This window comes from Streptomyces sp. RPT161, from assembly GCF_027533845.1.
Classification (GTDB): Bacteria; Actinomycetota; Actinomycetes; order Streptomycetales; family Streptomycetaceae; genus Streptantibioticus_A; species Streptantibioticus_A silvisoli_A.
On sequence record NZ_JAPZVN010000007.1, the window covers coordinates 1 to 26195 of the forward strand.

The 26195-nt window shown below is 72.0% G+C and carries 22 protein-coding genes; 18 read left to right on the forward strand and 4 right to left on the reverse strand.

Annotation, left to right across the window (positions count from 1 at the left end):
- Nucleotides 1-2 precede the first annotated feature (2 nt).
- A complete protein-coding gene (locus O5O46_RS16195) occupies nt 3-773 on the reverse strand; it encodes a hypothetical protein (protein WP_269856418.1) in 771 nt (256 codons plus the stop codon).
- Between the two features lie 333 nt (nt 774-1106).
- Between O5O46_RS16195 and O5O46_RS16200 the strand changes: the two genes are divergently transcribed.
- On the forward strand, nt 1107-2024 hold the full coding sequence (locus O5O46_RS16200; RefSeq protein ID WP_269856395.1) for a tetratricopeptide repeat protein: 918 nt from the start codon (nt 1107-1109) through the stop codon (nt 2022-2024).
- 56 nt (nt 2025-2080) lie between these two features.
- Here O5O46_RS16200 and O5O46_RS16205 read toward each other — a convergent pair whose 3' ends face one another.
- On the reverse strand, nt 2081-3409 hold the full coding sequence (locus O5O46_RS16205; protein ID WP_269856138.1) for a DUF1015 domain-containing protein: 1329 nt from the start codon (nt 3407-3409) through the stop codon (nt 2081-2083).
- Nucleotides 3410-3508: 99 nt separating this feature from the next.
- On the opposite strand from O5O46_RS16205, the gene O5O46_RS16210 reads away from it, so the two are divergent.
- On the forward strand, nt 3509-4540 hold the full coding sequence (locus tag O5O46_RS16210) for an HAD hydrolase-like protein (protein WP_269856139.1): 1032 nt from the start codon (nt 3509-3511) through the stop codon (nt 4538-4540).
- Nucleotides 4541-4555: 15 nt separating this feature from the next.
- Here O5O46_RS16210 and O5O46_RS16215 read toward each other — a convergent pair whose 3' ends face one another.
- On the reverse strand, nt 4556-4903 hold the full coding sequence (locus O5O46_RS16215) for a sterol-binding protein (RefSeq protein ID WP_269856140.1): 348 nt from the start codon (nt 4901-4903) through the stop codon (nt 4556-4558).
- 240 nt (nt 4904-5143) lie between these two features.
- Here O5O46_RS16215 and O5O46_RS16220 point away from each other — a divergent pair, with 240 nt between their 5' ends.
- The 7 genes from O5O46_RS16220 to O5O46_RS16250 all read left to right on the forward strand — a co-directional run bounded on the left by O5O46_RS16220 (nt 5144) and on the right by O5O46_RS16250 (nt 12613).
- The gene (locus tag O5O46_RS16220) at nt 5144-5932 is read left to right on the forward strand and encodes a histone (protein WP_269856141.1); all 789 of its coding nucleotides are present in this window, start codon (nt 5144-5146) and stop codon (nt 5930-5932) included.
- Nucleotides 5925-6341, forward strand: coding sequence for a hypothetical protein (locus O5O46_RS16225; protein WP_443072548.1), 417 nt, complete (start codon nt 5925-5927; stop codon nt 6339-6341). Before O5O46_RS16220 ends, O5O46_RS16225 begins: the two co-directional genes overlap by 8 nt.
- A gap of 7 nt (nt 6342-6348) precedes the next feature.
- Nucleotides 6349-7164 carry a TlyA family RNA methyltransferase gene (locus O5O46_RS16230; protein ID WP_269856142.1) on the forward strand — a complete coding sequence of 272 codons (816 nt, stop codon included), beginning with the start codon at nt 6349-6351 and terminating at the stop codon, nt 7162-7164.
- Nucleotides 7161-8072 carry an NAD kinase gene (locus O5O46_RS16235; RefSeq protein WP_269856143.1) on the forward strand — a complete coding sequence of 304 codons (912 nt, stop codon included), beginning with the start codon at nt 7161-7163 and terminating at the stop codon, nt 8070-8072. The genes O5O46_RS16230 and O5O46_RS16235 overlap by 4 nt, the downstream gene beginning before the upstream one ends.
- 302 nt (nt 8073-8374) lie before the next feature.
- Nucleotides 8375-10093 (forward strand): DNA repair protein RecN, encoded by a 1719-nt coding sequence (recN, locus tag O5O46_RS16240; RefSeq protein WP_269856397.1) that lies wholly within the window; start codon nt 8375-8377, stop codon nt 10091-10093.
- 301 nt (nt 10094-10394) lie between these two features.
- Nucleotides 10395-11216 carry a hypothetical protein gene (locus O5O46_RS16245; protein ID WP_269856144.1) on the forward strand — a complete coding sequence of 274 codons (822 nt, stop codon included), beginning with the start codon at nt 10395-10397 and terminating at the stop codon, nt 11214-11216.
- 263 nt (nt 11217-11479) lie between these two features.
- Complete coding sequence (locus O5O46_RS16250; protein WP_269856145.1) at nt 11480-12613, forward strand: glycosyltransferase family 4 protein; 1134 nt, start codon at nt 11480-11482, stop codon at nt 12611-12613.
- 42 nt (nt 12614-12655) lie between these two features.
- Here the strand turns inward: O5O46_RS16250 and O5O46_RS16255 are convergent, their stop codons facing one another.
- On the reverse strand, nt 12656-14476 hold the full coding sequence (locus tag O5O46_RS16255; RefSeq protein WP_269856146.1) for a glycoside hydrolase family 15 protein: 1821 nt from the start codon (nt 14474-14476) through the stop codon (nt 12656-12658).
- 560 nt (nt 14477-15036) lie between these two features.
- Between O5O46_RS16255 and O5O46_RS16260 the strand changes: the two genes are divergently transcribed.
- From O5O46_RS16260 to O5O46_RS16300, 9 genes are all read left to right on the forward strand, one after another.
- Nucleotides 15037-16743: a CTP synthase gene (locus O5O46_RS16260; RefSeq protein WP_391858257.1), complete on the forward strand. Its 1707-nt coding sequence runs from the start codon at nt 15037-15039 to the stop codon at nt 16741-16743.
- 89 nt (nt 16744-16832) lie between these two features.
- Nucleotides 16833-17462, forward strand: a complete 630-nt coding sequence (locus tag O5O46_RS16265) for an NUDIX domain-containing protein (RefSeq protein ID WP_269856147.1) — start codon at nt 16833-16835, stop codon at nt 17460-17462.
- Nucleotides 17463-17684: 222 nt separating this feature from the next.
- On the forward strand, nt 17685-19733 hold the full coding sequence (locus O5O46_RS16270; RefSeq protein WP_269856148.1) for a tetratricopeptide repeat protein: 2049 nt from the start codon (nt 17685-17687) through the stop codon (nt 19731-19733).
- A 221-nt stretch (nt 19734-19954) separates the two neighbouring features.
- Nucleotides 19955-21070 carry an alanine dehydrogenase gene (gene ald, locus O5O46_RS16275; RefSeq protein ID WP_269856399.1) on the forward strand — a complete coding sequence of 372 codons (1116 nt, stop codon included), beginning with the start codon at nt 19955-19957 and terminating at the stop codon, nt 21068-21070.
- A 437-nt stretch (nt 21071-21507) separates the two neighbouring features.
- The gene (locus tag O5O46_RS16280) at nt 21508-22581 is read left to right on the forward strand and encodes a ParA family protein (RefSeq protein ID WP_269856149.1); all 1074 of its coding nucleotides are present in this window, start codon (nt 21508-21510) and stop codon (nt 22579-22581) included.
- Nucleotides 22566-23171, forward strand: a complete 606-nt coding sequence (locus O5O46_RS16285; protein WP_269856150.1) for a hypothetical protein — start codon at nt 22566-22568, stop codon at nt 23169-23171. Before O5O46_RS16280 ends, O5O46_RS16285 begins: the two co-directional genes overlap by 16 nt.
- 128 nt (nt 23172-23299) lie before the next feature.
- Nucleotides 23300-24454, forward strand: coding sequence for a segregation and condensation protein A (locus O5O46_RS16290; protein WP_269856151.1), 1155 nt, complete (start codon nt 23300-23302; stop codon nt 24452-24454).
- Nucleotides 24447-25088 carry an SMC-Scp complex subunit ScpB gene (gene scpB / locus O5O46_RS16295; RefSeq protein ID WP_269856152.1) on the forward strand — a complete coding sequence of 214 codons (642 nt, stop codon included), beginning with the start codon at nt 24447-24449 and terminating at the stop codon, nt 25086-25088. The genes O5O46_RS16290 and scpB overlap by 8 nt, the downstream gene beginning before the upstream one ends.
- The gene (locus tag O5O46_RS16300; protein WP_269856153.1) at nt 25088-26113 is read left to right on the forward strand and encodes a pseudouridine synthase; all 1026 of its coding nucleotides are present in this window, start codon (nt 25088-25090) and stop codon (nt 26111-26113) included. Before scpB ends, O5O46_RS16300 begins: the two co-directional genes overlap by 1 nt.
- Nucleotides 26114-26195 lie beyond the last annotated feature (82 nt).

Consider the following 26195-nt stretch of genomic DNA (forward strand, 5'->3'; position numbering starts at 1 on the left):
TCTTATGGACCCTCGGTCCCGGCCTGATAGCTGGGGCCGGGGGTCTTTTTGTTTTCCGCCGAGTGCGCAGTCTTCCCGTGAGTACGAGAAACTGGCACTACAGCAGTACGAACCAAGGAGTCACGTCGATGTCCAACTCGTCCGAGGGCCGCTCGGATCGGCCCGAGCGCAGGGAGCGGAGCGCGGGCGCTGGCGACCGGCGCGGGTTCCGTAGCGGTGGGCCGCGCCGTAACGACGAGCGCGGCGGTTTCCGCCGGGACGACCGCCCCGGCTACGACCGGTCGCGGGACAACGGGCGTGACGACCGCCGTGGTGACAGCGGCCGCCGCGACGACCGCCGTGACGAGCGTCCGCGTTTCGACCGTCCGCGCCGTGACGACGAGCGCGGCGGTTTCCGCCGCGACGACCGTCCGCGCTACGACCGTCCCCGTGACGACCGCCGCGATGAGCGTCCGCGTTACGACCGTCCGCGCCGGGATGATGAGCGGGGTGGTTTTCGCCGCGATGACCGTCGTGACGAGCGTCCGCGTTACGACCGTCCCCGTGACGACCGTCGCGAGGACCGGCCGCGTTATGACCGTCCGCGTCGTGATGACGAGCGCGGTGGCTTCCGCCGTGACGAGCGTCCCCGTGACGACCGCCGTGACGAGCGTCCGCGCCGTGACGACGAGCGTGGTGGCTTCCGCCGCGATGACCGTCGCGATGAGCGTCCGCGTTACGACCGTCCCCGTGACGACCGCCGTGACGACCGTCGCGACGAGCGTCCCCGCCATGACCGTCCCCGTGACGACCGTCGCGATGACCGCCGTGACGAGCGTCCGCGTTATGACCGTCCGCGCCGTGATGACGAGCGCGGTGGCTTCCGCCGCGATGACCGCCGGGACGAGCGCCGTGACGACCGCCGTGACGACCGCCGTGGGGACCGTCGCGACGAGCGCCCCCGTGCGGGCGCCCGGCGTGACGACGAGCGCGGGGCCCGTGGCGGCGGCTACGGGCGCAAGGACGATGAGCGGGGTCGCGAGCGGCGCCCCTACTCGCCGGGGCGCGGCCGGTTCGAGAACCGCGGCCGGGACGAGTCGCGCGAGGAGCGTCAGACCGTCAAGCGGCTGCCGATCCCGGATGACGTGACCGGCCAGGAGATCGACAAGAGCGTCCGGCAGGAGCTGCAGAGCCTGCCGAAGACCCTCGGGGAGGATGTCGCGCGGAACCTGGTCATGGTGGCCCGGCTGCTCGACAGCGACCCGGAGCAGGCGTACGCCTACGCGAAGGTCGCCTTCCGTCTGGCGTCCCGAGTGGCGGCCGTCCGCGAGGCGATGGGCTTCGCGGCGTACTCGACCGCCCGGTACTCCGAGGCACTCGCAGAGTTCCGGGCCGCACGTCGGATGACGGGCAGCGCGGAGCTGTGGCCGGTGATGGCGGACTGCGAGCGTGGCCTCGGGCGCCCGGAGCGGGCGTTGGCCATGGCCGGTGAGCCGGAGGTGCAGAGGCTGGACCGGGCGGGCCAGGTCGAGATGCGGCTGGTCGCCGCGGGCGCCCGGCGCGACATGGGCCAGGCGGACGCCGCCGTCGTGACGCTGCAGAGCTCGGAGCTGGCGTCGAACGCCGTCCACCCGTGGACGGCGCGGTTGCGCTACGCGTACGCGGACGCGCTGCTGGCCGTCGGTCGCGCCGACGAGGCCCGGGAGTGGTTCGGCAAGGCGCTGGAGGCCGACCAGAGCGGCACCACGGACGCCTCGGACCGGCTCGCGGAGCTGGACGGTGTCGAGTTCGTGGACGCCCTCGACCTGTCCGCCGAAGAGGCGGACGAGGCCACCGAGCCCGAGGCCGACCGCCCCAGCCCGGATGCCGAGGCCAAGCCGCAAGCGGAAGCCGAGCCCGCCGCTGAGGCGAAGCCGCAGGAGACCCCGGCCACGGACACCGATCCGGAACCGGAACCGCACGCGGAGTCGGAGTCGAAGGAGAACGAGGCGGCGCCGTCCGCCTTCCTGGACGACCCGTTCAAGGAGCCCGGCGAGCAGGCCTGAGCCAGCCGCGGAACAGACGGAAGGGCGCCCCGCCATGGCGGGGCGCCCTTCCGCGTTCAGCCGAGTTCAAGACTGCGCAGCACCAGACCGGAAGCCGGTTTCGGACCGAACGAGGTGGACTTGTGCGGCATCATCACGCCCTGCCGTGCCAGTTCCAGCACGGTCGCCTCGGGCACCGGGTGCATCAACACCGCTGTGCCGCCCAGCCGTTCGGCCTGTCGTACCGCGGCCATCGCATCGTGTACGTAGCCGATGTGCTCGGGGGCGTCGGGCACCTGCCAGAGGCGGTCGATCAGGACGCTGTGGAGCACGGTGGCGTCCAGTCGGCGCCAGGCCTCGGGGCGGTCGCCGGGCACTGATTCCTCGATGACGCGCTCGTCGGGGCGGGTGAGCAGGTGGAACGAGCCGTCGCCCGCGAGGAGAAAGGTGTTTCCGTCCCTCTTCCTGGTGGCCGCCAGCACGTCCAGGGCGGCCGGGAGGGGCCCTGGCACCGTCTCGACCTGGAACACGTCCCGTATCGCCGCCAGCGCCTGGGAGACCGGCATCCGCTGGAGCACCCGGTGAATGGCCCGGACCCGCAGGGGATAGCGCGTGGTGTCCACCAGGAGCACCAGACCGTGGTCCCACGGCCCGGTCGCACCGGTACGTCGCTGCTCGTCGCGCAGCCGTAGATAGGTCGCCCAGCGGTGGTGGCCGTCGGCGATCAGGGCCTGCCGGGGAGACAGGTCGGCGTCGACGGCGGCGATCTGCCGGGGATCGGTGATCGCCCACAGCCGGTGCCGGGTGCCGTCCTCGGTCGTGGTGGTCAGCAGCGGCGGCTGCTGCGCGGTGCGCTCCACGAGCCGCGCGGTGACGCTGCCGCCGTGCCCGCCGGAACCGTCGTAGTCGCCGCCCCCGTCGCCGCGGTAGGCGAGCAGCAGGGGTTCGAGGTTGGCGCCGGTGGCCCGCATCAGCCCGGCCCGGTCGGCGACCGGTTCCGGCATCACGTCCTCGTGCGGCAGGACGACGTGCTCGTCGGGGGTGGTCAGCCGCAGCGCGCCGATCAGGCCGCGTTGCAGGCCGGAGACGTCGCTGTACTGCTCGTACACGTACAGCGCCGGTTCCGGATCGGCGGCGAGCACGCCCTCCGCAAGCCAGTGGCGCAGGGTGCGGGCGGCCTGTGCGTGGCGGTCGGCGGGGTCGCCGGACTGCGGGAGGATCAACCGGACGATGTTGTGCGGGTCGGCGGTCTCCAACTGGTGCAGTCCATCGGGCCGGACCACGACGTCGTACGGTGGCGAGGTGACCGCGGACAGGCTGCCGACCCGGTCGGGGACGTAGCGCAGGCCGCGGAACGGCGCGAGCCGTAGACCGCGCGGTTGCGCGGATGGTCCTGGAGTGCTCATCCGAGCATGCTATGTGCCCGACGGCGATCTGTGATCACCGGTTGGGAAGATGCGTCAGAACCGCGCGCGGTGCGCGGCGACACGAGGGAGCGACAAGCGATGAACCGGCAGACCCCGCGGACCCGGCCGAGCGGTAGCGAGCGGCCGTTGCACACGGCCTACGACACCGCGCTGCTGGACCTCGACGGGGTGGTGTACGCGGGCGGCACCGCGATCGCGCACGCCGTCGAGTCGTTGGGCGCCGCACGCGACGCCGGTATGCACCTCGCGTACGTCACCAACAACGCGCTGCGCACGCCCGACGCGGTGGCCGGGCACCTGACGGAACTGGGCGTCCCGGCGCAGCCGCAGGACGTGATCACCTCGGCCCAGGCGGTGGCGCGGCTGATCGCGGACGAGGTGCCGTCGGGCTCGAAGGTGCTGGCCATCGGAGGTGAGGGGCTGCGGGTCGCGCTGCGGGAGCGCGGACTGGTGCCGGTGGACTCGGCGGACGACGAGCCGGCCGCTGTGGTGCAGGGTTACGGCGGTCCCGAGCTGGCCTGGGGACGGCTGGCGGAGGCCTCGCTGGCGGTGGCGCGCGGGGTCCCGTGGTACGCGTCCAACACGGACCTGACGATTCCGAGTCCGCGCGGCATCCTGCCCGGCAACGGCGCGGCGGTGGCGGTGGTGCGCATCGCCACCGGCGGGGAACCGAAGGTGGCGGGCAAGCCGCAGCCGCCGATGCACCGGGAAACGATCCTGCGCACCGGTGCGCGGCGGCCGTTGGTGGTCGGCGACCGGCTGGACACCGACATCGAGGGCGCGTACGCCGGCGAGGTGGACTCCTTGCTCGTGTTCACCGGTGTGACCACGCCGGCGCAGCTGGTGGCGGCCGAGCCGCGGCACCGCCCGACGTATCTGGCCGCTGACCTGCGTGGACTGCTCACCCCGCAGCCGGACGTCGAGCCCGAGGGCAAGGGCTTCCAGTGCGGAGGTTGGACCGCGTCGGCGGACAGCGACCGGCTGCGCGTCGAGGGCGCGGGGGATCCGTACGACGGGTTGCGGGCGCTGTGCGCGGCGGCCTGGACGGCGGCGGGCGACTCGGCCTGTGAGCTGGACGCGGGCAAGGCGCTGGGGCAGCTGGGCCTGTGACGCCGGAACCGGGTGCTACAGGAGGGAACGCAGGCGCAGCAGGTCGAGCAGGCCGGCCTCCAGCTTGACCCGGCCGCTCGCCCACGCCTTGGCGAAGTGGATGTCGCCGTTGACCAGTGCCACCAGGTCGTCGCCCGCCATGGACAGGCGGATCTGGGCGCGCTCGGTCGGCGGTCCCGGCACGGTGATCACGTCACGGATGTGGCCGTCAGCGAGACGACCCATGAAGGTGATGTCGAGATCGGTGATCCGGCAGCTCAACGACCGGTCGAGGGCGGCGGCGCTGCGTACGTCGCCCTCGGCCTGGGCGAGGCTCTCCGACAGCCGGTCGAGTGCGCTGCGGCACTCCTCGATGGTCGCCATCGGCGGGGCTGCTCCTGTATCGCTGGTACGTGCTTCGGCGGTGCCCGTGGTGTGGGCACGTACCGGCGACCGTACACCGGTGGACGGGCACGGCGGTCCGACGGTGACCGCCTCTTGGTCCCCATCGGGGTTCCGCGCGTCTTCCAGGGGATTTCCAGGGGCTTCCGCACGACGGAAGCGGGGTGGCACAGGGTAGCGTCATGACCATCGGCGTCGATGGCGAGGCGAGGAGTGAGGGCATTGCGTGACGCGCTGCGCACCTGTCTGCAGATCGCGGGAGGCTTGACCGAGGCCACCCGACAGCGGGCGGCGGGAGCGGCTCGGGAACTTCTGGACCAAGCCGGGATAGACGTGGAGACGCTCCAGAAGAAGATCGGCGAGCGGATTCCGCCGGAGGTACAGACGCTCGCGGACGAGCTGGTCGCCTCCGGACGCGCCAATCGTGACCTGCTGCTCGGCCTGATCAGGGAAGAGGCCGACAAGACGATGGTCCGGGTCAGCCGTCTCGCGGACGAGGTGACCAAGGTCGGCGTGATCCTGGAGGCGCTGGAGCGCCGGGTACGCAGCCTGGAGGGCGAGCCGGAGGAGCCGGCTGCCCCGGCCGAGCCGGCCACACCGCGCGAGCGCGTGCGGGTGGACGAGGAGCGGACGCCGGAGACGCCGAAGAAGGCGGCTCCCGCAGCGAAGAAGGCGACCGCCACCCCGACGAAGAAGGCCGCCACCCCGACGAAGAAGGCGACCGCTCCCGCGAAGAAGACGGCGGCGAAGAAGACCACAACGAAGAAGACCGCCGCGAAGAAGACCGCCACCAAGAAGGCGACACCGAAGTCGACAACGACCACCGGTAAGACAACCGCGGCCAAGAAGACAACCGCCGCCAAGAAAGCAACCACGGCGAAGAAGACAACGCCCGCAAAGAAGTCAACGCCCGCAAAGAAGTCAAACGCGGCCAAAAAGACAACGACCGCGAAGAAGTCGGCAGCGAGGTCGCCGCAGGCGAAGGGAAGCGGAGGGCCGGGAGATGGCTGACCAGCCGTCCATGCAGGAGCCCGCCGAGGGAGCAACGGAACCGGAGCGGTCTTCCGACACCGCGGCCCGGCCACCGGAGCCGTCTCCCGACACCGCGGCCCGGCCACCGGAGCGGTCTTCCGACACCGCGGCCCGGCCCCCGGAGCTATCCCCCGACACCGCGCCCCGGCCATTCGCCGACGCCGATCCGGAACCGTCCGTCCAACCCCTCGGGGTCACCGTCGAACCGACCGGGAACGCCGAGGTGGACGCGCTGCTGGAACGGCTGGCGGATGCGGACGACCTGCCCACCGAGGGGCACATCGAGGTGTACGAGGATGTACACCGAGGGCTGCGGGACACCCTCACCGCACTTGATTCCCGGCCAGGGCCGCCCGGCCCGAACCAGAGACACGAGGACAGGAGCTGAACCGAGCGTGGCAGGACAGGCAAGACGGCGCCTCGACGCGGAGCTGGTACGCCGTGGACTCGCGCGGTCGCGCGAGCACGCCGCCCAGCTGATCGCCGCGGGGAGGGTGACCGTGGGTGGGGGCACCGCCACCAAGTCCGCCACCCAGGTGGAGACCAGCGCCGCACTGGTCGTCGCGAAGGACGAGAGCGACCCCGAGTACGTGTCCCGTGGCGGACACAAACTCGCGGGCGCGCTGGCCGCGTTCACCCCGCGAGGACTGAGCGTCGAGGGCCGCCGCTGCCTGGACGCGGGGGCGTCGACCGGCGGCTTCACCGATGTGCTGCTGCGTGCCGGGGCGGCGCACGTGGTCGCGGTGGACGTGGGCTACGGTCAACTCGCCTGGTCGTTGCAGAGCGACGAGCGGGTCACCGTCAAGGACCGTACGAACGTACGCGAGTTGACGCTGGAGCAGATCGACGGTGAGCCGGTGGGCGTGGTCGTCGGCGACCTGTCGTTCATCCCGCTCGGGCTCGTGCTGCCCGCGCTGGTGCGGTGCAGTGCGCCGGACGCGGACCTGGTGCTGATGGTCAAGCCGCAGTTCGAGGTGGGCAAGGAGCGGCTGGGCAGCGGTGGGGTGGTACGGAGCCCGCAACTGCGGGCCGAGGCGGTGCGGGGGGTGGCCGCGCAGGCGGCCGAGCTGGGGCTCGGGGTGCTCGGGGTGACCGCCAGCCCGTTGCCCGGGCCGTCGGGCAATGTCGAATATTTTCTGTGGCTGCGCGCCGGGGCGCCAGAACTCGACCCGGCGGATGTGGATCGAGCCGTAGCGGAGGGGCCTCGTTGAGCGGATCGAATACGTCGGGTGAACGCACCGTCTTCCTGCTGGCGCACACCGGACGTCCGGCGGCCGTGCGCAGTGCCGAGCGCGTCGTACAGGGGTTGCTGCGCTGCGGGATAGGCGTACGGATCCTCGCGGAGGAGGCGGTCGATCTGCCGTTGCCGCCGTCGGTGGACGTGGTGGAGTCCCGGCAGGACGCGGTGGACGGCTGTGAGCTGCTGATCGTGCTCGGCGGTGATGGAACGCTGCTGCGCGGTGCGGAGTTCGCGCGGGCGTCCGGGGTGCCGATGCTCGGGGTGAACCTCGGACGGGTGGGCTTCCTGGCGGAGGCCGAGCGCGACGACCTCGACAAGGTCGTGGACCGGGTGGTCACCCGGGCCTACGAGGTCGAGGAGCGGATGACGCTGGACGTCCTGGTCCGGGAGAACGGCACCGTGGTGCACACCGACTGGGCGCTCAACGAGGCGTCGGTCGAGAAGGCGGCACGGGAGCGGATGCTGGAGGTCGTCACGGAGGTGGACGGGAGGCCGGTGACCGGCTTCGGTGGCGATGGTGTGGTATGTGCGACGCCGACTGGTTCGACCGCTTATGCATTCTCGGCCGGGGGGCCGGTGGTGTGGCCGGAGGTGGAGGCGCTGCTGATGGTGCCGATCAGTGCCCACGCGCTGTTCGCCAAACCGCTGGTGACGTCACCGCGTTCGGTACTGGCTGTGGAGGTCCAGCCGAAGACGCCGCACGGCGTGCTGTGGTGTGACGGTCGTCGCACGGTTCCGCTTCCAGCGGGGGCGCGGGTCGAGGTACGGCGAGGGGCCGTGCCGGTGCGGTTGGCACGGCTGCACCACGCTTCGTTCACCGATCGGCTCGTCGCCAAGTTCGCGTTGCCGGTGGCCGGTTGGCGGGGCGCACCGCAATAGCGCAGGCCGGTCGGCGGTGAGAAGGCGTTTCGGGGCGACCCCGGCCGCCTTCTTCCCCCCTATCCACCCGCAAGCGCAGGAACCGGGGTAAGGGGGTGGGTCGGGGGTGTCCCCGCAGCGACCCCGCGAAGCACCGCAACCGTGGAGTCAACCTGGAGCGAGGAGACACCCCCGACCCGCCCCCGCCCCCCGAAAGCACAGTGCGCAACGTCAAGCCAGCGGTGGGGGCAACGGGGGGGGAGGGTGGGCGTACCCCCACGCACCCCAGGCGGAGCCGTATCCTCAGACCCGTGCTGGAGGAGATGCGGATACGTTCCCTGGGCGTCATCGACGATGCCGTGGTCGAGTTGTCACCGGGCTTCACGGCGGTGACCGGCGAGACCGGCGCGGGCAAGACGATGGTCGTCACCAGCCTCGGCCTGCTGCTCGGCGGCCGTGCCGATGCCGCGCTGGTGCGGATCGGCGCGAAGTCGGCCGTCGTCGAGGGGCGGATCACCGTGGCCCCCGACGCGCCGGCGGCGGTGCGGGCCGAGGAGGCCGGGGCCGAGCTGGATGACGGCGCGCTGCTGGTGAGCCGGACCATCTCGGCGGAGGGCCGGTCCCGCGCGTACGTCGGCGGCCGTTCCGTACCCGCCGCACTGCTCGGTGAGCTGGCCGACGACCTGGTCGCGGTGCACGGCCAGACCGACCAGCAGGGCCTGCTGCGTCCCGCCCGGCAGCGGGCGGCGCTGGACCGGTACGCGGGCGAGGCGGTCGCCGTACCGCTGGCGAAGTACGCGTCCGCCTACCGTCGGCTGCGTGATGTCAGCGCCGAGTTGGACACCCTGACGACCAAGGCACGGGAGCGGGCGCAGGAAGCGGATCTGCTGCGCTTCGGCCTGGACGAGATCGCCGCCGCAGAGCCGCTGCCCGGCGAGGACGCCGAACTCGCCGCCGAGGCGGAGCGGTTGGGCCACGCGGAGGCGCTGGCGTCGGCGGCCTCCGCCGCGCACACCGCGCTCGCCGGGAACCCGGAGGATCCCGAGGGCGTGGACGCCACCACGCTGGTGGCGGGGGCGAGCCGGGCCCTGGAGTCCGTGCGCTCACACGATCCGGCGCTCGCCGCACTGGCCGACCGGATGAGCGAGATCGGGATCCTGCTGGCCGACGTGGCGGGCGAGCTGGCCGGTTACGCGGACAACCTGGACGCGGATCCGCGGCGGCTCGCGGCGGTCGAGGAGCGGCGCTCGGTGCTGGCCCATCTCACCCGTAAGTACGGCGAGGACATCGCCTCGGTGCTGGCCTGGGCCGAGCAGGGCTCCGCGCGGCTGGCCGAACTGGACGGTGACGACGACCGGATCGAGGCGCTGACGGCGGAACGTGACGCGCTGCGGGCCGAACTCGGCGAGCTGGCACAGGCGTTGACGGACGCGCGGACGGCGGCGGCAGATCGGTTCGCCCAGGCGGTGACCGCCGAGCTGGCCGAGCTGGCGATGACGCATGCCCGTATCACGGTGGAGATCCACCAAGTCGAGGATCCGGACGGCATCGAGGTCGGCGGCCGGAACGTGGCCTTCGGGGCGAACGGCGCCGACGAGGTGGAACTGCACCTCGCCCCGCACCCGGGAGCACCGGCGCGGCCGATCGCCAAGGGCGCCTCGGGCGGTGAGCTGTCGCGGGTGATGCTCGCCGTGGAGGTGGTGTTCGCCGGGTCCGATCCGGTGCCTACGTATCTGTTCGACGAGGTGGACGCGGGCGTCGGCGGCAAGGCGGCGGTGGAGGTCGGCCGCCGGCTGGCCAGACTGGCGAGGACCGCGCAGGTCATCGTGGTAACGCACCTGCCGCAGGTGGCGGCCTTCGCCGACCGGCAGTTGCTGGTGGAGAAGACGAATGACGGTTCGGTGACCCGCAGCGGCGTCAGGGTGCTGGACGGTGAGGAGCGGGTCCGCGAACTGTCGCGAATGCTGGCGGGGTTGGAGGATTCGGACACCGCCCGCGCCCACGCGGAGGAACTTCTGGAGGCGGCGCGCGCCGGGCGGTGACCGGAGCGACCGCCCGGGACGGAGGGTGACCACCACCGGCGCGGGCGGCGCACCCGGCACCACCCGTACCCGGCACCACCCGTACCCGGCGCCGACGGCGCGGGCGGCGGACTCCGCGGCGGTGCGCGACCCCGACCGGCGCGGAGCGGCGCCCTCGCCTCCCGTGCCCTGGGGGGAGCCGCCCGGCGTGGCGGTGTACCCCGCCACGCCGCCCGTGCCTACGCGAAGCGACCGCGGCGGATGGCGGACAATGGGGGTGGCCGCTCGGGGGTGGTCGAGAAGCAGTCAGCGGAGGGGGTCCATGGTGTTCAGCTCGGGGCGGGTACCGGGCGCGCTCGTGGCGGCGGGCGCCACACGAGGCGTCTACCGGACGCTGCGGGCCAAGCCGCCCGGCGGTTCGGCCCGTTGGCAGCGGAAGAACCACGCGGGCCGCACCGTGGACCTGCATGGCGGGCTGGCCGTGGCCGCGGGGGTGGCGCTGGCCACCGCGGTGACCCCGGGCCTGCCGCCGCGTACCCGTGCCGCCGCGCTGCTGGCCACCGCCGCGGCGGCGGCCTGCGGGGCCTACGACGACCAGGCGGGGTCGGCGGCCGAGCGCGGCCTGCGCGCCCATCTGCGGGCGCTCGCCGAGGGCCGGGTCACCTCGGGCGCCGTCAAACTGCTGGGGATCGGCGCGGCGGGGCTGGCCGCGGGCGCGCTGATCGCCAGACGGCCGGTGGACGTGGCGCTGGCCGGGGTGGTCGTCGCGGGCGGCGCGCATCTGGTGAACCTGCTGGACGTCGCACCGGGCCGGGCGGCCAAGGCGGTGCTCGCCGCCGGTGCGCCCGGGGTGCTGCGGGGCGGCCCGGCGGGCACGCTGGCCGTCGCGCCGGTGGCCGCCGCGGCGGCGGTGCTCGCGGACGACCTCCGGGAACGCACCATGCTCGGTGACGCGGGCGCCCATGCGCTGGGCGCGGCGCTCGGTGTCTCGATCGTGACCGCGAACGGCCGCACCGGCCGGGCGCTGCACGCGGCGGTGCTGGTCGCGCTGGCGGCGGTCGGCGACCGGGTGAGTTACGGCGACGCGCTGTGGACTGCCCCTGGAATACGGGAAGTTGACACCTGGGGGCGTCTTCCGTGCTGACGGTGGCTTTTCACCATTAAGGCGACGGCTGGCCCCACACCCACTCATATGGGTGATCCCGTACCACCGCGTACCCCCACCAGCGGGGGAGCGGCCCTCGTACTGTCGGCCCCTGCTGGCATCCTGGAACCGCAAGCCCGCGAACCCGAACGCCGATCAACCCGTCCGCACAGGAACACCCAGATGTGAACGGGTGTGCGCACGTCACCGTTCCGTACGTTCAACCAGCGAAGCATGCCACCGACCCAGGAGCCGTACCCCGCGTGAGCAGCAGTCAGACCCCGTCGTACGGGCCGTTGCACGCCGTGCAGGTGCTCGGCGCGACGGCCGGTGCGCATGTCAGCTCGCTGGCCGGCGGGCTGGTGGCACGCGGGGTGGACGTGACGGTGTGCGGACCGGCCGAGGCGGCGGAGGCGTACGGATTCGCCGCTACCGGCGCCCGGTACACCCCGGTGGAGATCGGTGGCAGGCCGTCCCCGCGCGCCGACGCGCTGGCCGTCGCCGCGCTACGGGCCGCCTGTGCCCGCGCCGATGTGATCCACGCGCACGGACTGCGCGCGGCTCTGCTGGCCTCGCTGGCCGTCCCCGCGCCCAGGCGCCCGGCGCTGGTGGTCAGTTGGCACGGCGCCGAGCCGGCCTCGGGCAGCCGCGCGGGCCTGCTGCGGCTGCTGGAACGACGGGTGGCCAGGGCCGCCACCGTGGTGCTCGGCACCTCGTCCGAACTCGTCGACCAGGTACGGAGGTTGGGCGCCCGGGATGCCCGGTTGGCACCGGTCGCGCTGCCCGGACCGCGGCTGGATCCGGAGCGGCCCGGCGCCGACCCGGAGTGCGCCCGGCAGAAGCGGCGGGCCGAACTCGGCGCGGTGGACCGGCCGTTGCTGCTGGCCGTCGGCCGACTGGAACCGCACAAGGGATACGACCTGCTGCTGGACGCCGCCCGCGACTGGCGGTTCCTGGAACCGCCGCCGCTGGTCGCCGTCGCGGGCGAGGGCGGCTGCCGACCGGCGCTACAGCACCGGATCGACACGGAGGACCTGCCGGTCCGGCTGCTGGGGCGGCGCGACGACATCGCCGAACTCCTCGCGGCGGCCGATCTGGTGGTGCTGCCCAGCCGTTGGGAGTCCCGGCCGCTGATCGCCGAGGAGGCACTGCACGCCGGGGTGCCGCTGGTCGCCACGGCGGTCGGCGGCATCCCCGAACTGGTCGGCGACGCCGCCGCGCTCGTGCCGCACGGCGACGCGAGGGCATTCGGCCGGGCGGTCACCACACTGCTCGCCGACCCGGACCGCCGAGCCCGACTGGCCGCCGAAGGTCGGGTACAGGCGGCCACTTGGCCCAGCGAGGACGACACCGTCGCCCAAGTCCTCAGCGTCTACGACGAGTTGCGGGCGGGCTAGCCTCCGGCCGCTGCGCGGGTACGGGGCCGGCCGCGAGCAGGGTCAGCCCCCGTACGCGCCGGAGGCGGTCAGCCGCAGGGCCGTGTCGATCAGCGGCACGTGGCTGAACGCCTGCGGGAAGTTGCCCACCTGCCGTTGCAGCCTGGGGTCCCACTCCTCCGCGAGCAGTCCGAGGTCGTTGCGCAGCGACAGCAGCTTCTCGAACAGCTGCCGCGCCTCGTCCACCCGGCCGATCATCGCCAGGTCGTCCGCCAGCCAGAACGAGCAGGCCAGGAACGCGCCCTCGTCGCCAGGAAGTCCGTCCACGCCCGCGTGCGCGCCCTCGGTCGGATAGCGCAGCACGAAGCCGCCCTCGACGGTCAGCTCCTTCTGGATCGCCTCGATGGTCCCGATGACCCGCTTGTCGTCCGGCGGCAGGAAGCCGACCTGCGGGATCAGCAGCAGCGAGGCGTCCAGTTCCCTGGAGCCGTAGGACTGGGTGAAGGTGTTGCGGTCCTTGTCGTAGCCCTTCTCGCACACGTCCCGGTGGATCTCGTCGCGCAGCTCGCGCCAGCGCTCCAGCGGCCCGTCCACCTCGCCGGACTCGATCAGCTTGACCGTGCGGTCCACCGCGACCCAGGCCATCACCTTGGAGTGCACGAAGTGGCGGCGCGGCCCGCGCACCTCCCAGATGCCCTCGTCCGGCTCCTGCCAGTGGTCCTCCAGGTACCGGATCAGCTTCAGCTGGAGCAGGCTCGCGTAGTCGTTGCGGGCCAGACCGGTCATCAGCGCCAGGTGCAGCGCCTCGCTGACCTCGCCGTAGACGTCGAGCTGGAGCTGGCGCACCGCGCCGTTGCCCACCCGTACCGGCTGGGAGCCCTCGTAGCCGGGCAGCCAGGTCAGCTCGGTCTCGCCCAACTCCCGTTCGCCCGCGATCCCGTACATGATCTGCAGGTTCTCCGGGTCGCCGGCCACCGCGCGCAGCAGCCACTCGCGCCAGGCGCGGGCCTCCTCGCGGTAGCCGGTGCGCAGCAGCGACGACAGGGTGATCGCCGCGTCCCGCAGCCAGGTGAAGCGGTAGTCCCAGTTCCGTACGCCGCCGATGTCCTCCGGCAGCGAGGTGGTGGGCGCGGCGACGATCCCGCCGGTCGGTCCGTAGGTCAGCGCCTTCAACGTGATCAGCGAGCGGACGACGGCGTCCCGGTAAGGGCCGTGGTACGTGCAGTGGTCGACCCAGTCGCGCCAGAACTGCTCGGTGGCCTCCAGGGAGGCCTCCGGGTCCGGCATCGCGGGCGGCTGGTGGTGCGAGGGCTGCCAGCTGATGGTGAACGCGATCCGCTCGCCGGGGGAGACGGTGAAGTCGGCGAAGGTCGTCAAGTCCTTGCCGTAGGTGGGGCATTCGGTGTCCAGCCACACCGAGTCGGGACCGGCCACCGCGACCGTGCGGCCCTCGGCTGCCTGCGGGTCGTCGACCCGGTGCACCCACGGCACCACCGCGCCGTAGGAGAAGCGCATCCGCAGCGCGGAGCGCATCGGCACCCGGCCGCTGACCCCCTCCACGATCCGGATCAGCTGCGGGGCGCCGTCACGCGGCGGCATGAAGTCGATGATCCGCACCGTGCCGCGCGGGGTGTCCCACTCCGACTCCAGCACCAGGGAGTCACCGCGGTATCGGCGGCGCGTCGCGGTCGGCGGCTGCGTGCCCTGCGGATACGCCGGGCCGAGCCGCCAGTAGCCGTGTTCATCGTCGCCGAGCAGCCCCGCGAAGACCGCGGGGGAGTCGAAACGGGGCAGGCACAGCCAGTCGGCCGTGCCGTCCCGGCAGACCAGGGCGGCGGTCTGCATGTCGCCGATGAGTGCGTAGTCCTCGATGCGCCCGGCCACGTACATCTCCAGTCGAACAGCTTGAACCGTCCCGAGGGACGTTCGAATTCCAGGTCTGGCGTATTCGACGAACCTGGCTCCGGTGCCCCCTTGTCCCGTGATGCGCCCCTTTGGTGGTTATACGCGTGGGGCGGTGTCACGGTTCGGGAGCGGGCGGGGATGATGCCGTGCCGGCCGGCTCGCTATGGCCCCTTCCTGCGCCGAACCCGACGGCAGAAGAGAGTGTCCGAGCAGAATACGACGTTGGACGGGGGGCGCGTGCGTTCTCGTGACGGCCGATTTCGGCCGGTCGGGTGAGCCGTGCGCCCAGCGCGACAAGGTGACCGCACGCCGTGAACGACACCCCGGTCGGCGGTGAGCCGAGGTGCGCCTCGGGCGGCGGCCCGCGCCGGTACGCGTCCGGTCCGCGAGGGCGGCTCCCGTGCCGCCGAACGCGGTCGGGCCCAGCCGCTGATACGCTGGTAGCCCGTGGGCCGGTGGGTTGAACCACTGAACCGCCTCGACGGCTCCACCCCACACCGGGCCGTCGATCCTCACCTCGCGACCACGGGAGCCCCCTCTTGGCACTGCCTCATCCTGGCAAAAACCAGACGACCAAGCACATCTTCGTCACCGGGGGTGTGGCCTCGTCGCTCGGCAAGGGGCTGACGGCCTCCAGCCTCGGCGCCCTGCTCAAGGCGCGCGGCCTGCGGGTCACCATGCAGAAGCTCGACCCGTACCTGAACGTCGACCCCGGAACGATGAATCCGTTCCAGCACGGTGAGGTGTTCGTCACCAACGACGGCGCCGAGACCGATCTCGACATCGGCCACTACGAGCGGTTCCTCGACGTCGACCTGGACGGTTCGGCGAACGTCACCACCGGCCAGGTCTACTCCTCGGTGATCGCCAAGGAGCGGCGCGGTGAGTACCTGGGCGACACCGTGCAGGTGATCCCTCACATCACCAACGAGATCAAGTCCCGGATCCGGCGGATGGCCACCGACGACGTCGACGTGGTCATCACCGAGGTCGGCGGCACCGTCGGCGACATCGAGTCGCTGCCGTTCCTGGAGTCGGTGCGCCAGGTCCGGCACGAGGTAGGCCGGGACAACGTGTTCTTCGTGCACGTCTCCCTGCTGCCGTACATCGGCCCGTCCGGCGAGCTGAAGACCAAGCCGACGCAGCACTCGGTCGCGGCGCTGCGCAACATCGGCATCCAGCCGGACGCGATCGTGCTGCGCGCCGACCGCGAGGTGCCGACCGCCATCAAGCGCAAGATCTCGCTGATGTGCGACGTGGACGAGGACGCGGTGGTCGCCGCGATCGACGCCAAGTCGATCTACGACATCCCCAAGGTGCTGCACGGCGAGGGCCTGGACGCCTATGTGGTGCGCCGTCTCGACCTGCCGTTCCGGGACGTGGACTGGACGCAGTGGGACGACCTGCTGGACCGGGTGCACAACCCCGCCCACGAGGTGACGGTCGCGCTGGTCGGCAAGTACATCGACCTGCCGGACGCCTATCTGTCGGTGACCGAGGCGCTGCGCGCGGGCGGCTTCGCCAACAACACCCGGGTGAAGGTCAAGTGGGTCACCTCGGACGACTGCCGTGACGCGGCCGGTGCCGAGCGGCAGCTGGCGGACGTGGACGCGGTCTGCGTGCCCGGTGGCTTCGGCGACCGTGGTGTGGAGGGCAAGGTCGCGGCCATCGCGTACGCCCGGGAGAACAGGATCCCGCTGCTGGGTCTGTGCCTCGGCCTGCAGTGCGTGGTCATCGAGGCGGCCCGCAACCTGGCCGGGATCAAGGACGCCAACTCCACCGAGTTCGACTCGGCGACCGCGCATCCGGTGATCTCCACGATGGCCGAGCAGCTCGACATCGTCGAGGGCAAGGGCGACCTGGGCGGCACCATGCGGCTGGGCATCTACCCGGCCAAGCTGGCCGAGGGCTCCATCGTCCGCGAGGTCTACGGCGGCGAGCCGTATGTGGAGGAGCGGCACCGCCACCGCTACGAGGTCAACAACTCCTACCGCGCGGAGCTGGAGAAGAAGGCCGGCATCCTCTTCTCCGGCACCTCGCCGGACAACAAGCTGGTGGAGTACGTGGAGTACCCGCGTGAGGTGCACCCGTACCTGGTCGCCACCCAGGCGCACCCGGAGCTGAAGTCCCGGCCGACCCGTCCGCACCCGCTGTTCGCGGGCCTGGTCGCGGCGGCGGTCCGCCGCCAGCAGGGCGCCGACGCCGTCACCGGGCCGGTGAAGGAGCAGGCCAAGGCGAAGGCCTGACCCGATCGAACGGGGTGCCGGGGTGACCACGTACGCGTGGTCGCCCCGGCACCGCCGTTCCACCCCGATCGCGGAGGAACCGAAGATCCATGCATGATTCCGTTATCCACGACATCTCCGAGGAGTGGCCGGTTTCGGCCACCGAGACTCCTTTCACCGGCCGGGTGACCGGTGTGCGCAGCGATCTGGTGACGATGCCCGACGGCAGCACCGCCCGACGCGACTACCAGACCCACCCCGGCTCTGTCGCCGTCGTCGCGCTGGACGGGGACGGCCGGGTGCTGGTGCTGCGGCAGTACCGGCATCCGGTGCGGCAGCGCTTGTGGGAGCTTCCGGCCGGGCTGCTGGACGTGCCCGGCGAGCATCCGCTGCACGCCGCGCAGCGGGAGCTGTACGAGGAGGCGCACGTCAAGGCGGCGGACTGGCGGGTGCTGGTGGACATCTACAGCACGCCGGGCGGCTCGACCGAGGCGATCCGGATCTTCCTCGCCCGTGATCTCGCGGACGCCGAGGGCGAGCGGTTCGCGGCCTCGGCGGAGGAGGCCGAGTTCGAGTACGCCCGGGTCCCGCTGGACGAGCTGGTGCGCGGGGTGATCGCTGGTGAACTCCACAACTCCTGCCTGGCAGTTGGCGTCCTGGCCCTCCAGGCGGTGCTGAACGGCGACGGTGTGGACGCCCTGCGCCCAGCCGATGCCCCGTGGCCCGCCCGCCCGTTCTGACGGGGGTTCGAGGGCGAAGCCCTCGACGTCCCTCCCGGGTGCCGAGCGGGCGAAGCCCCCGACAATCCGAGATCACCCGCAGGTGGCGCTGGGCATGAACCCCCATGATCCGATGGAGTGATCATCACAGCGGGTTGCGGCGAACGCCCCGGGAAGGGGCTCGTATCCTCCTGTGTACGCGCGGCATGCGCCGCGTGACACAGAAAACGGGAGTGTGGCCCCGTGGCGGATCGCGCGCTGACCGTACGGACAGGAGCCTGTGCGCTGCCCGCGGTGCCGTCGTACTTCGTCGGACGCCGCCGTGAGCTACGGGAACTGCGCGCCGACATCGGCCGCCCCGGGCTCGCCGCGCTGCGCGGCAAGGACCACGGTGGCTGTCGGGTGCTGCTGGTCGCGGGCCGCCCGGGCTCCGGCCGTACCGCGTTGGCCGTGCGGCTCGCCCACGAGGTCGCCGACCAGTACCCCGACGGCCGGTACTTCGTACGGCTGACCGGCGGTGACGGCGAGCCGGTGCCGTCCATCCGCGTCGCGCGTACCGTGCTGAGGGCGCTGGGCGAGACCGGTGCCGTGGCGGACGGCGCGGCGGAGGCCGAGGATCCGGTCGCCGTGCTGCGTACCGCGCTCGCCGGGCGCCGGGCGCTGATGGTGCTGGACGACGTGGTGACCGCCGACCAGGTGCTGCCGTTGCTGCCGCCGGGCGGCGGCCTGGTGATCGCCACCTCCGAGGGGCCGCTCGCGGCGATCCCGGATGTGCGGCCGTGCACCCTGGGCGGGCTCGACTCCGCCACGTCGGTCGAACTGCTCGCCGCGCTCGTCGGCTCCACGCGGGTCACCTGCGACCCCACCGCCGCCGAGGCGCTCGCCGCGGAGTGCGGGGGCGATCCCACCGCGCTGTGGCTGACGTCCGGATGGCTCACCGCCCGGCCGGGGATGTCGGTGACCGACGCGGTCAAGGCGCTGCACGCGCTTCCCGGGGACGGCGCCCCCCGGACGCCCGTCGACCAGGCCTTCCAGTTGGTGCTGAGCGGGTTGCCGCAACCGGTGGCCCGCTTGGTGCGGCTGCTGGCGCTGGCGCCGGACGGCGTGGTGGACGCGCACACCGCGTCCGCGCTGGCGGGCTTCCCGCTGAGCACCGCCAAGGCGGTGCTGCGGGAACTGCTCGACTACGGACTGCTGAACCCGGAAGTCCCGCTCGGCCCGAGGGAGTTGACCGAGGAGGACACGCCGTACCGCGTTCCGGGCTGCCTGCGCCCGCTGCTACGGGAGCGGCTGGACGCGGACGAACGCCCGGCCGAGGTACGGCTGGCCAGGGCCAGGATGCTGGAGCGCACCGTGCGGCGGTTGCAGTCCTGCCGGGCCGCCGCGGAACCGGTCGGTTCGCCGGCCCGCCGCAAGGTCGAGGAACTGCCCCGGCCGCTGCGGTTCGGCTCGCCCGCGGTGGCCGCGGGTTGGCTGGCCGGGCGGCTGCCGGTGCTGCTGGCCGCCGCGCGTGCCGCGGTGGCCGACGGTGAACTCGACACGCTGGCACAGCGGTTGATCGCCGGGCTGATCAGGGCGCTGGACGCGCACCGCGCCGACACCGAGGCGCTGCCGGAGCTGTACGAGCTGCACGGTCTGCTGCTGGAAGTCGCCGAGCGGCGCGCGCTGCCTCGGCAGAAGGCCGCCGCGCTGATCAACCTCGCCGATCTGGACACCGCCGCCGGGCGAACGAAGCAGGCACTGGAGCGCTACCGCACCGCACTGGACGCCGCCAGGTCCGGCGACGACGGCTTCGCCGCGGGCCGTGCGCTGGAGGCGCTGGGCGACAGCTATCTGGAACTGGACGATCCGCAGCGCGCGGCGGACTGGTACGGCCGGGCGCTCGCGCTGCGCCAGTCCCGGGGCGAGTTCGCCGAGCAGGCCAGGCTGCACGCCCGGCTGGCGCGGCTGCACACCCGCACCGGTCAGTACCCGGCCGCGCTGCGCGAGTGGCGGGCGGCTGGCGCCGCTCACCGCAGACTGCGTGACGTGTCCGGGTACGCGATGGCGTTGGGCGAGGCGGCCGGGGTGCAGGAGGTCGCCGGGCAGCCGGAGGAGTCGCTGCGCACCTACCGGGACGCACTGCACTGGGCGCGGCAGGCGGCGGACGCGCCGGTGGAGGGCACGGTGCTGTTGCGGATGGCCGACACCCTGGAACGGCTGGGCGATCCGGCCGGGGCGAGGTTGCAGCGGGCGGCGGCGGAGGAGTTGCTGGACCGTGGACCAGAGCGTGGTGGCCCCGGTGACCAGTGATCCGGCCGGGGGAGTGTCCGTCCGTAACCGGACCACCACACCTACGAATCTGCCAATGCCGTCGGCGAAAATAGTCACTTTGTAAGGCTAGACAGCGCGTCTTCCTTCATTAGACTTGACCCAGCCGCGGGCAACGCGGTCAGGTCCGGCGTGTGACGTTATAGCGCGCCATGTCCGGACAGGCATCTGCATCTCTTTCTGAGCCAAGGACCGTGATCGACGTGAAGGTCGGTATCCCCCGCGAAGTCAAGAACAACGAGTTCCGGGTCGCCATCACCCCGGCCGGGGTGCACGAGTTGGTGCGCAACGGGCACCAGGTATTCGTTGAGCAGGGCGCCGGCACCGGCTCCTCCATCACGGACGAGGAGTACCTCGCGGCCGGCGCGCGCATCCTCGGCACCGCCGACGAGGTCTGGGCCACCGCGGACCTGCTGCTGAAGGTCAAGGAGCCGATCGCGGAGGAGTACCACCGCCTTCGCAAGGACCAGACCCTCTTCACCTACCTGCACCTGGCCGCCTCCCGCGAGTGCACCGACGCCCTGCTGGAGTCCGGCACCACCGCCATCGCCTACGAGACCGTGGAGCTGGCCAACCGGGCGCTGCCGCTGCTCGCCCCCATGTCCGAGGTCGCGGGTCGACTCGCCCCGCAGGTCGGCGCCTACCACCTGATGCGCCACTCCGGCGGCCGCGGCGTGCTGCCGGGCGGTGTCCCGGGTGTGGCTCCCGCCAAGGCCGTCGTCATCGGCGGTGGCGTCTCCGGCTGGAACGCCACGCAGATCGCCGTCGGCATGGGCTTCGACGTGACCCTGCTCGACCGCGACATCAACAAGCTGCGCGAGGCCGACCGGATCTTCGGCACGAAGGTCAGGACCGTCGTCTCCAACTCCTACGAGTTGGAGAAGGCCGTCCTCGACGCCGACCTGGTCATCGGCGCGGTCCTCATCCCGGGCGCCAAGGCGCCGAAGCTGGTCACCAACGAGATGGTCTCGCGGATGAAGCCGGGCTCCGTCCTCGTCGACATCGCGATCGACCAGGGCGGCTGCTTCGAGGACTCGCGTCCCACCACGCACGCCGAGCCGACCTTCCAGGTGCACAACTCGGTCTTCTACTGCGTCGCCAACATGCCGGGCGCGGTGGCCAACACCTCCACCAACGCGCTCACCAACGCCACGCTGCCGTACATCATCGAGCTGGCCAACCGCGGCTGGCGCGAGGCGCTGCGCCGGGACGCCGCGCTGGCCAAGGGCCTCAACACCCACGAGGGCCAGGTCGTTTACCCGTCCGTCGCCGAGGCGCACGGGCTGGAGTCGATCGACCTCAGCACGCTGCTGGGCTGACCACGCCCCCTCGGCCCCGGCTGCTGTCGGGGCTTGCAGTAGCAGTCAGTTGGCGAGCACATCCCGTCAACCTGCATCAAAACCGTGTCACCGGCCGGGCCTTGTCCAACAAGGTCCGGCCGGTCCACTTCCCATGGGCTTTGTGGGGATGGTTTCGTTGATAGCGTAACTGGCCCGGAACATAACTGTTTTACCGTTTCGCCCACCCACGAAAGATCCCGGTTGCGCTCCTTACGCCCTTGACATCGGGGTGTTCGGTTGCCGACACATCGTGCCGTGTCCGGTGGATTGTGTTGCTGCGAACGGCCGACACGCCATAGAGTCGCCAACCGTCGGCATGGTGTCACGCTGACCTATTGAGAAGTTTCCTGGTCACCAAGGAGGTAAGACGACTTGTGAATGAGTCGACATTTGCTCCCGGGGGTGGTCAACCAGGAATGACCGTTCAGGGTCCGAGCCCGGTTGGACTTGGAGCCGTTGGTTCCGTTGCCGTCCGCACCTTCGAGGCACGCCGGACCGATTCGAGCACGGAGACGCAAGCAACACACGCCATGTCGTCATACGAGGAAGACCTTCAGGACGGTCAGTTCTACGATCCGGACGCGGAATACGAGCCGGACCCCGAGTACGCGGCCACCCTCGCCCCGGACGCCGCCCGGCAGCGCCGTGAGCGCGTCGGCCCAACCGGCCGCCCGCTGCCGTACTTTCCCATCCCCGGCCCGCTGAACGAGCACGGACCGGCCCAGATCATCGCGATGTGCAACCAGAAGGGCGGGGTCGGCAAGACCACCTCGACCATCAATCTGGGTGCCGCGCTCGCCGAGTACGGGCGCCGGGTCCTGCTCGTCGACTTCGACCCGCAGGGCGCGCTCTCCGTCGGCCTCGGCGTCAACCCCATGGAGCTGGACCTGACGGTCTACAACCTGCTCATGGAACGCGGCATGGCCGCCGACGAGGTGCTGCTGAAGACCGCCGTGCCCGGGATGGACCTGCTGCCCAGCAATATCGATTTGTCAGCTGCCGAAGTGCAGTTGGTCTCCGAGGTGGCCCGCGAGTCGACACTCCAGCGCGCGCTCAAGCCGCTCGTCGCCGACTACGACTACGTGATCATCGACTGCCAGCCGTCCCTCGGTCTGCTGACCGTCAACGCGCTGACCGCCGCGCACCGGGTGATCGTTCCGCTGGAGTGCGAGTTCTTCGCGCTGCGCGGAGTCGCGCTGCTCACCGAGACCATCGAGAAGGTCCGCGAACGGCTCAACCCCGAGCTCGAACTCGACGGCATCCTGGCCACCATGTACGACTCGCGCACCGTGCACAGCCGCGAGGTGCTGGCCCGCGTCGTCGAGGCGTTCGACGACCACGTGTTCCACACCGTCATCGGCCGCACCGTCCGCTTCCCGGAGACCACGGTGGCCGGCGAGCCGATCACGACCTACGCCTCCAACTCCGTTGGCGCGGCCGCGTACCGACAGCTCGCCAGGGAGGTGCTCGCCCGGTGCCACGCCGAGTGAGTCTGCCCGGAGCCGACGAACTGTTCCGTACCACCGGGGGAATGGCGCTGCAGCCGTCAACTCCCCGGCAGCACAACAACGGTGACGCCACTGCTTCCCCGTCCGCCGACCGGCTGCGCCCGGTACCGGCGGCCGACGAGGACGGTACCGCCGCCGCGCGCCACACGGACGAGGACGCGCCCGACGGCGACGGCACGGCGGAACACACCGAACGCACCCGCCGCGAGCAGCCCGCCCCCAACGCCACGACCGCGGCCGAACACGCACGTTCCGACGCGCCCGAGGCGCCCAGCCCGACCACCCCGGCGCAGCGCCGCCCACCGCAGGAGCACCCAGCGCCGGAGCGTCGGCGGCGCGGCGCGCCCAACCGCCGTCCCAGCGGCCGGGAACGGCACGACGAGAAGATCACGGTCTATGTCTCCGCCGAGGAGCTGATGGACCTCGAACACGCCCGGCTGGTGCTGCGCGGTGAACACGGCCTCGCCGTGGACCGCGGCCGTATCGTGCGTGAGGCGGTCGCCGTGGTGCTGGCCGACCTGGAATCGCGCGGAGACGCGAGCATCCTCGTCCGCCGCCTGCGCGGACGCTGACGCGCTGGGCGGTACGGAGGTTTTCCGGGGGCTGGCCGCCGGACCCCACCGCGAAACGCGACATCGCGGGGCGAACCTGGGTAGGGTGCCGGTTCGGCCGCCCACCCGCTCCGCCCTGTTGGAACACGATGACCGCAGCTGACCGCCCCGCCCGCCGCCCGCTGGGCCGAGGAGCGGCGCACCAGGCCCCGCCGCATGCCGACTCCGGCACCGCCCTGGCCGAGCCGCTTGCGCCGACGGAAGCGGGCCGGGCGACGGACACCGTTCCGCAGCAGGCGAGCCCCACGGAAGCGGCGCCTCCGACCGCACCGGACCCGACGCCCCCCGGAACGCCCCCGACCGCACCGGAACCCGTATCTCCCGGGACCACGGAACCGACGCCCCCCACCGCGGCGGAACCGCCCTCCAACCCCGTCGAACTGCCCGCCCCCGCCGCACCGGAGGCCTCCCGCGATGCCCAACCGGCCGCCCCGGACGGCCGGTTCACCGTTCGGCTGGAGAACTTCGAGGGCCCCTTCGACCTGCTGCTCCAACTGATCTCCAAGCACAAGCTGGACGTCACCGAAGTCGCCCTGTCCAAGGTCACCGACGAGTTCATCGCGCACATCCGCGCGATGGGCGCCGAGTGGGACCTGGACCAGGCCACCGAGTTCCTGGTGGTCGCGGCCACCCTGCTGGACCTGAAGGCGGCGCGGCTGCTGCCCGCGGCCGAGGTCGAGGACGAGGCCGACCTGGCCCTGTTGGAGGCGCGCGACCTGCTGTTCGCCCGGCTGCTCCAGTACCGCGCGTACAAGCGGATCTCGGAGATCCTCGCCGACCGCCTGGCAGCCGAGGGGCTGCGCTACCCGCGTACCGTAGGTCTTGAGCCGCACCACGCGGAGCTGCTGCCCGAAGTGGCCCTCAGCATCGGCCCGGAGGGCTTCGCCAAGCTGGCCGTCAAGGCGATGCAGCCCAAGCCCCGGCCGACGGTGTACGTCGAGCACATCCACGCGCCGTTGGTCAGCGTGCGCGAACAGGCGGACATCGTCATCGCCCGGCTGCGCGAGCTGGGCGCGGCGTCGTTTCGGGAACTGACCGTCGACGCCGCCGACACCCTCACCGTGGTCGCACGCTTCCTCGCGCTGCTGGAGCTGTACCGGGAGAAGGCGGTCGCCCTGGACCAGGAGCAGGCGCTGGGCGTCCTCCAGGTCCGCTGGACGGGCGGCGAGGGCACCGGACAGCCGCTGGTCACCGACGAGTTCGACCAGGAACCGGGGGTAGGGAAGGATGGCCGCGATGACTGAGCAGCACGAGGCGCCCGCGGCACCGCCGTCCGTCGCCGACCTCGACGTGAAGCCGGCGCTTGAGGCGGTGCTGATGGTGGTGGACGAGCCCGCCACCGAGGAGCACCTGGCCAAGGTGCTGGAACGGCCGCGCCGCGAGGTCGCCGACGCGCTGCGCGAGCTGTCCGACGAGTACGCACGTGACCGGCGCGGCTTCGAACTGCGGCTGGTCGCGGGCGGTTGGCGGTTCTACACCCGGCCCGAGTTCGCGCCCGCGGTGGAGAAGTTCGTGCTCGACGGCCAGCAGGCCCGGCTCACCCAGGCCGCGCTGGAGACCCTCGCGGTGGTCGCGTACCGCCAGCCGGTCAGCCGCTCCCGGGTCTCCGCGGTGCGCGGGGTCAACTGCGACGGCGTGATGCGCACCCTGCTCCAGCGCGGTCTGGTGGAGGAGGCTGGGACGGAACCCGAGACAGGTGCGATCCTGTACAGGACGACGAACTACTTCCTGGAGCGGATGGGCCTGCGCGGCCTCGACGAGCTGCCCGAGCTCGCTCCGTTCCTCCCGGAGGCGGACGCCGTCGAAGCGGAGTCCCAGGAGGGGGTTCCGTCGTTCGACCCGGACGCACCCGACACGACCTCGAGTACGGAACACTGATGCGAAGCAGCGGCAGGAACAGCGGAAACCGGAACTACCGGGGAGCGGGCAACCAGCGCGACGACAAGTCCAAGCGCGCCGGTCGCCCCCGTCCCGAGGAGCGCCGCTACGACGTGGGCGGGAACGGTACCGCCGGATCCGGCAGGCAGGGCGGTAAGCCCGGCGCCGGCAAGAAGGCCGCCCAGGGCCGCAGGAGCGCCCCGGCCCGGCCGCGCGAGTACGACGCCCAGATCGAGGAGCGCAACCGCGCCCGGCACGACAAGCCGCAGCTGAAGCTGCCCAAGACCTTCCCCGGCGCCGAGCAGGAGGGTGAGCGGCTGCAGAAGGTGCTGGCCCGAGCGGGCATGGGCTCCCGCCGCGCCTGCGAGGAGCTGATCGAGCAGCGCCGGGTGGAGGTCAACGGCAGGATCGTGACCGAGCAGGGCCTGCGCGTCGACCCGGACAAGGACGAGGTCAAGGTCGACGGGCTCACCGTGGCCACCCAGGCGTACCTGTTCTTCGCGCTCAACAAGCCCGCCGGCGTGGTCTCCACCATGGAGGACCCGGACGGCCGCCAGTGCCTCGGCGACTACGTCACCAACCGCGAGACCCGGCTGTTCCACGTCGGTCGACTGGACACCGAGACCGAGGGCATCATCCTGCTCACCAACCACGGTGAGCTGGCCAACCGCCTGACCCACCCGCGCTACGGCGTCACCAAGACCTACCTCGCAGCCATCCAGGGCCCGCTCCCGCGCGACCTGGGCCGGCGGCTGAAGGAAGGCATCGAGCTGGAGGACGGCTACGCCCGCGCCGACAGCTTCCGGGTGGTGGAGAACACCGGCAAGAACTACCTGGTCGAGGTCGCGCTGCACGAGGGCCGCAAGCACATCGTGCGCCGCATGCTCGCCGAGGCGGGCTTCCCCGTCGACAAGCTGGTGCGCACCCGCTTCGGCCCGATCGCGCTCGGCGACCAGAAGTCCGGCTGGCTGCGCCGGCTGACCAACACCGAGGTCGGCATGCTGATGAACGAGGTCGGCCTGTAGGACGCCTCCGGGGCGCGCCGGGCCGCGGGTTCGCCCCGCGGCCAAGCCGCGCCCCGGCGAAGGACCGGCCGAGCCCGTCCGG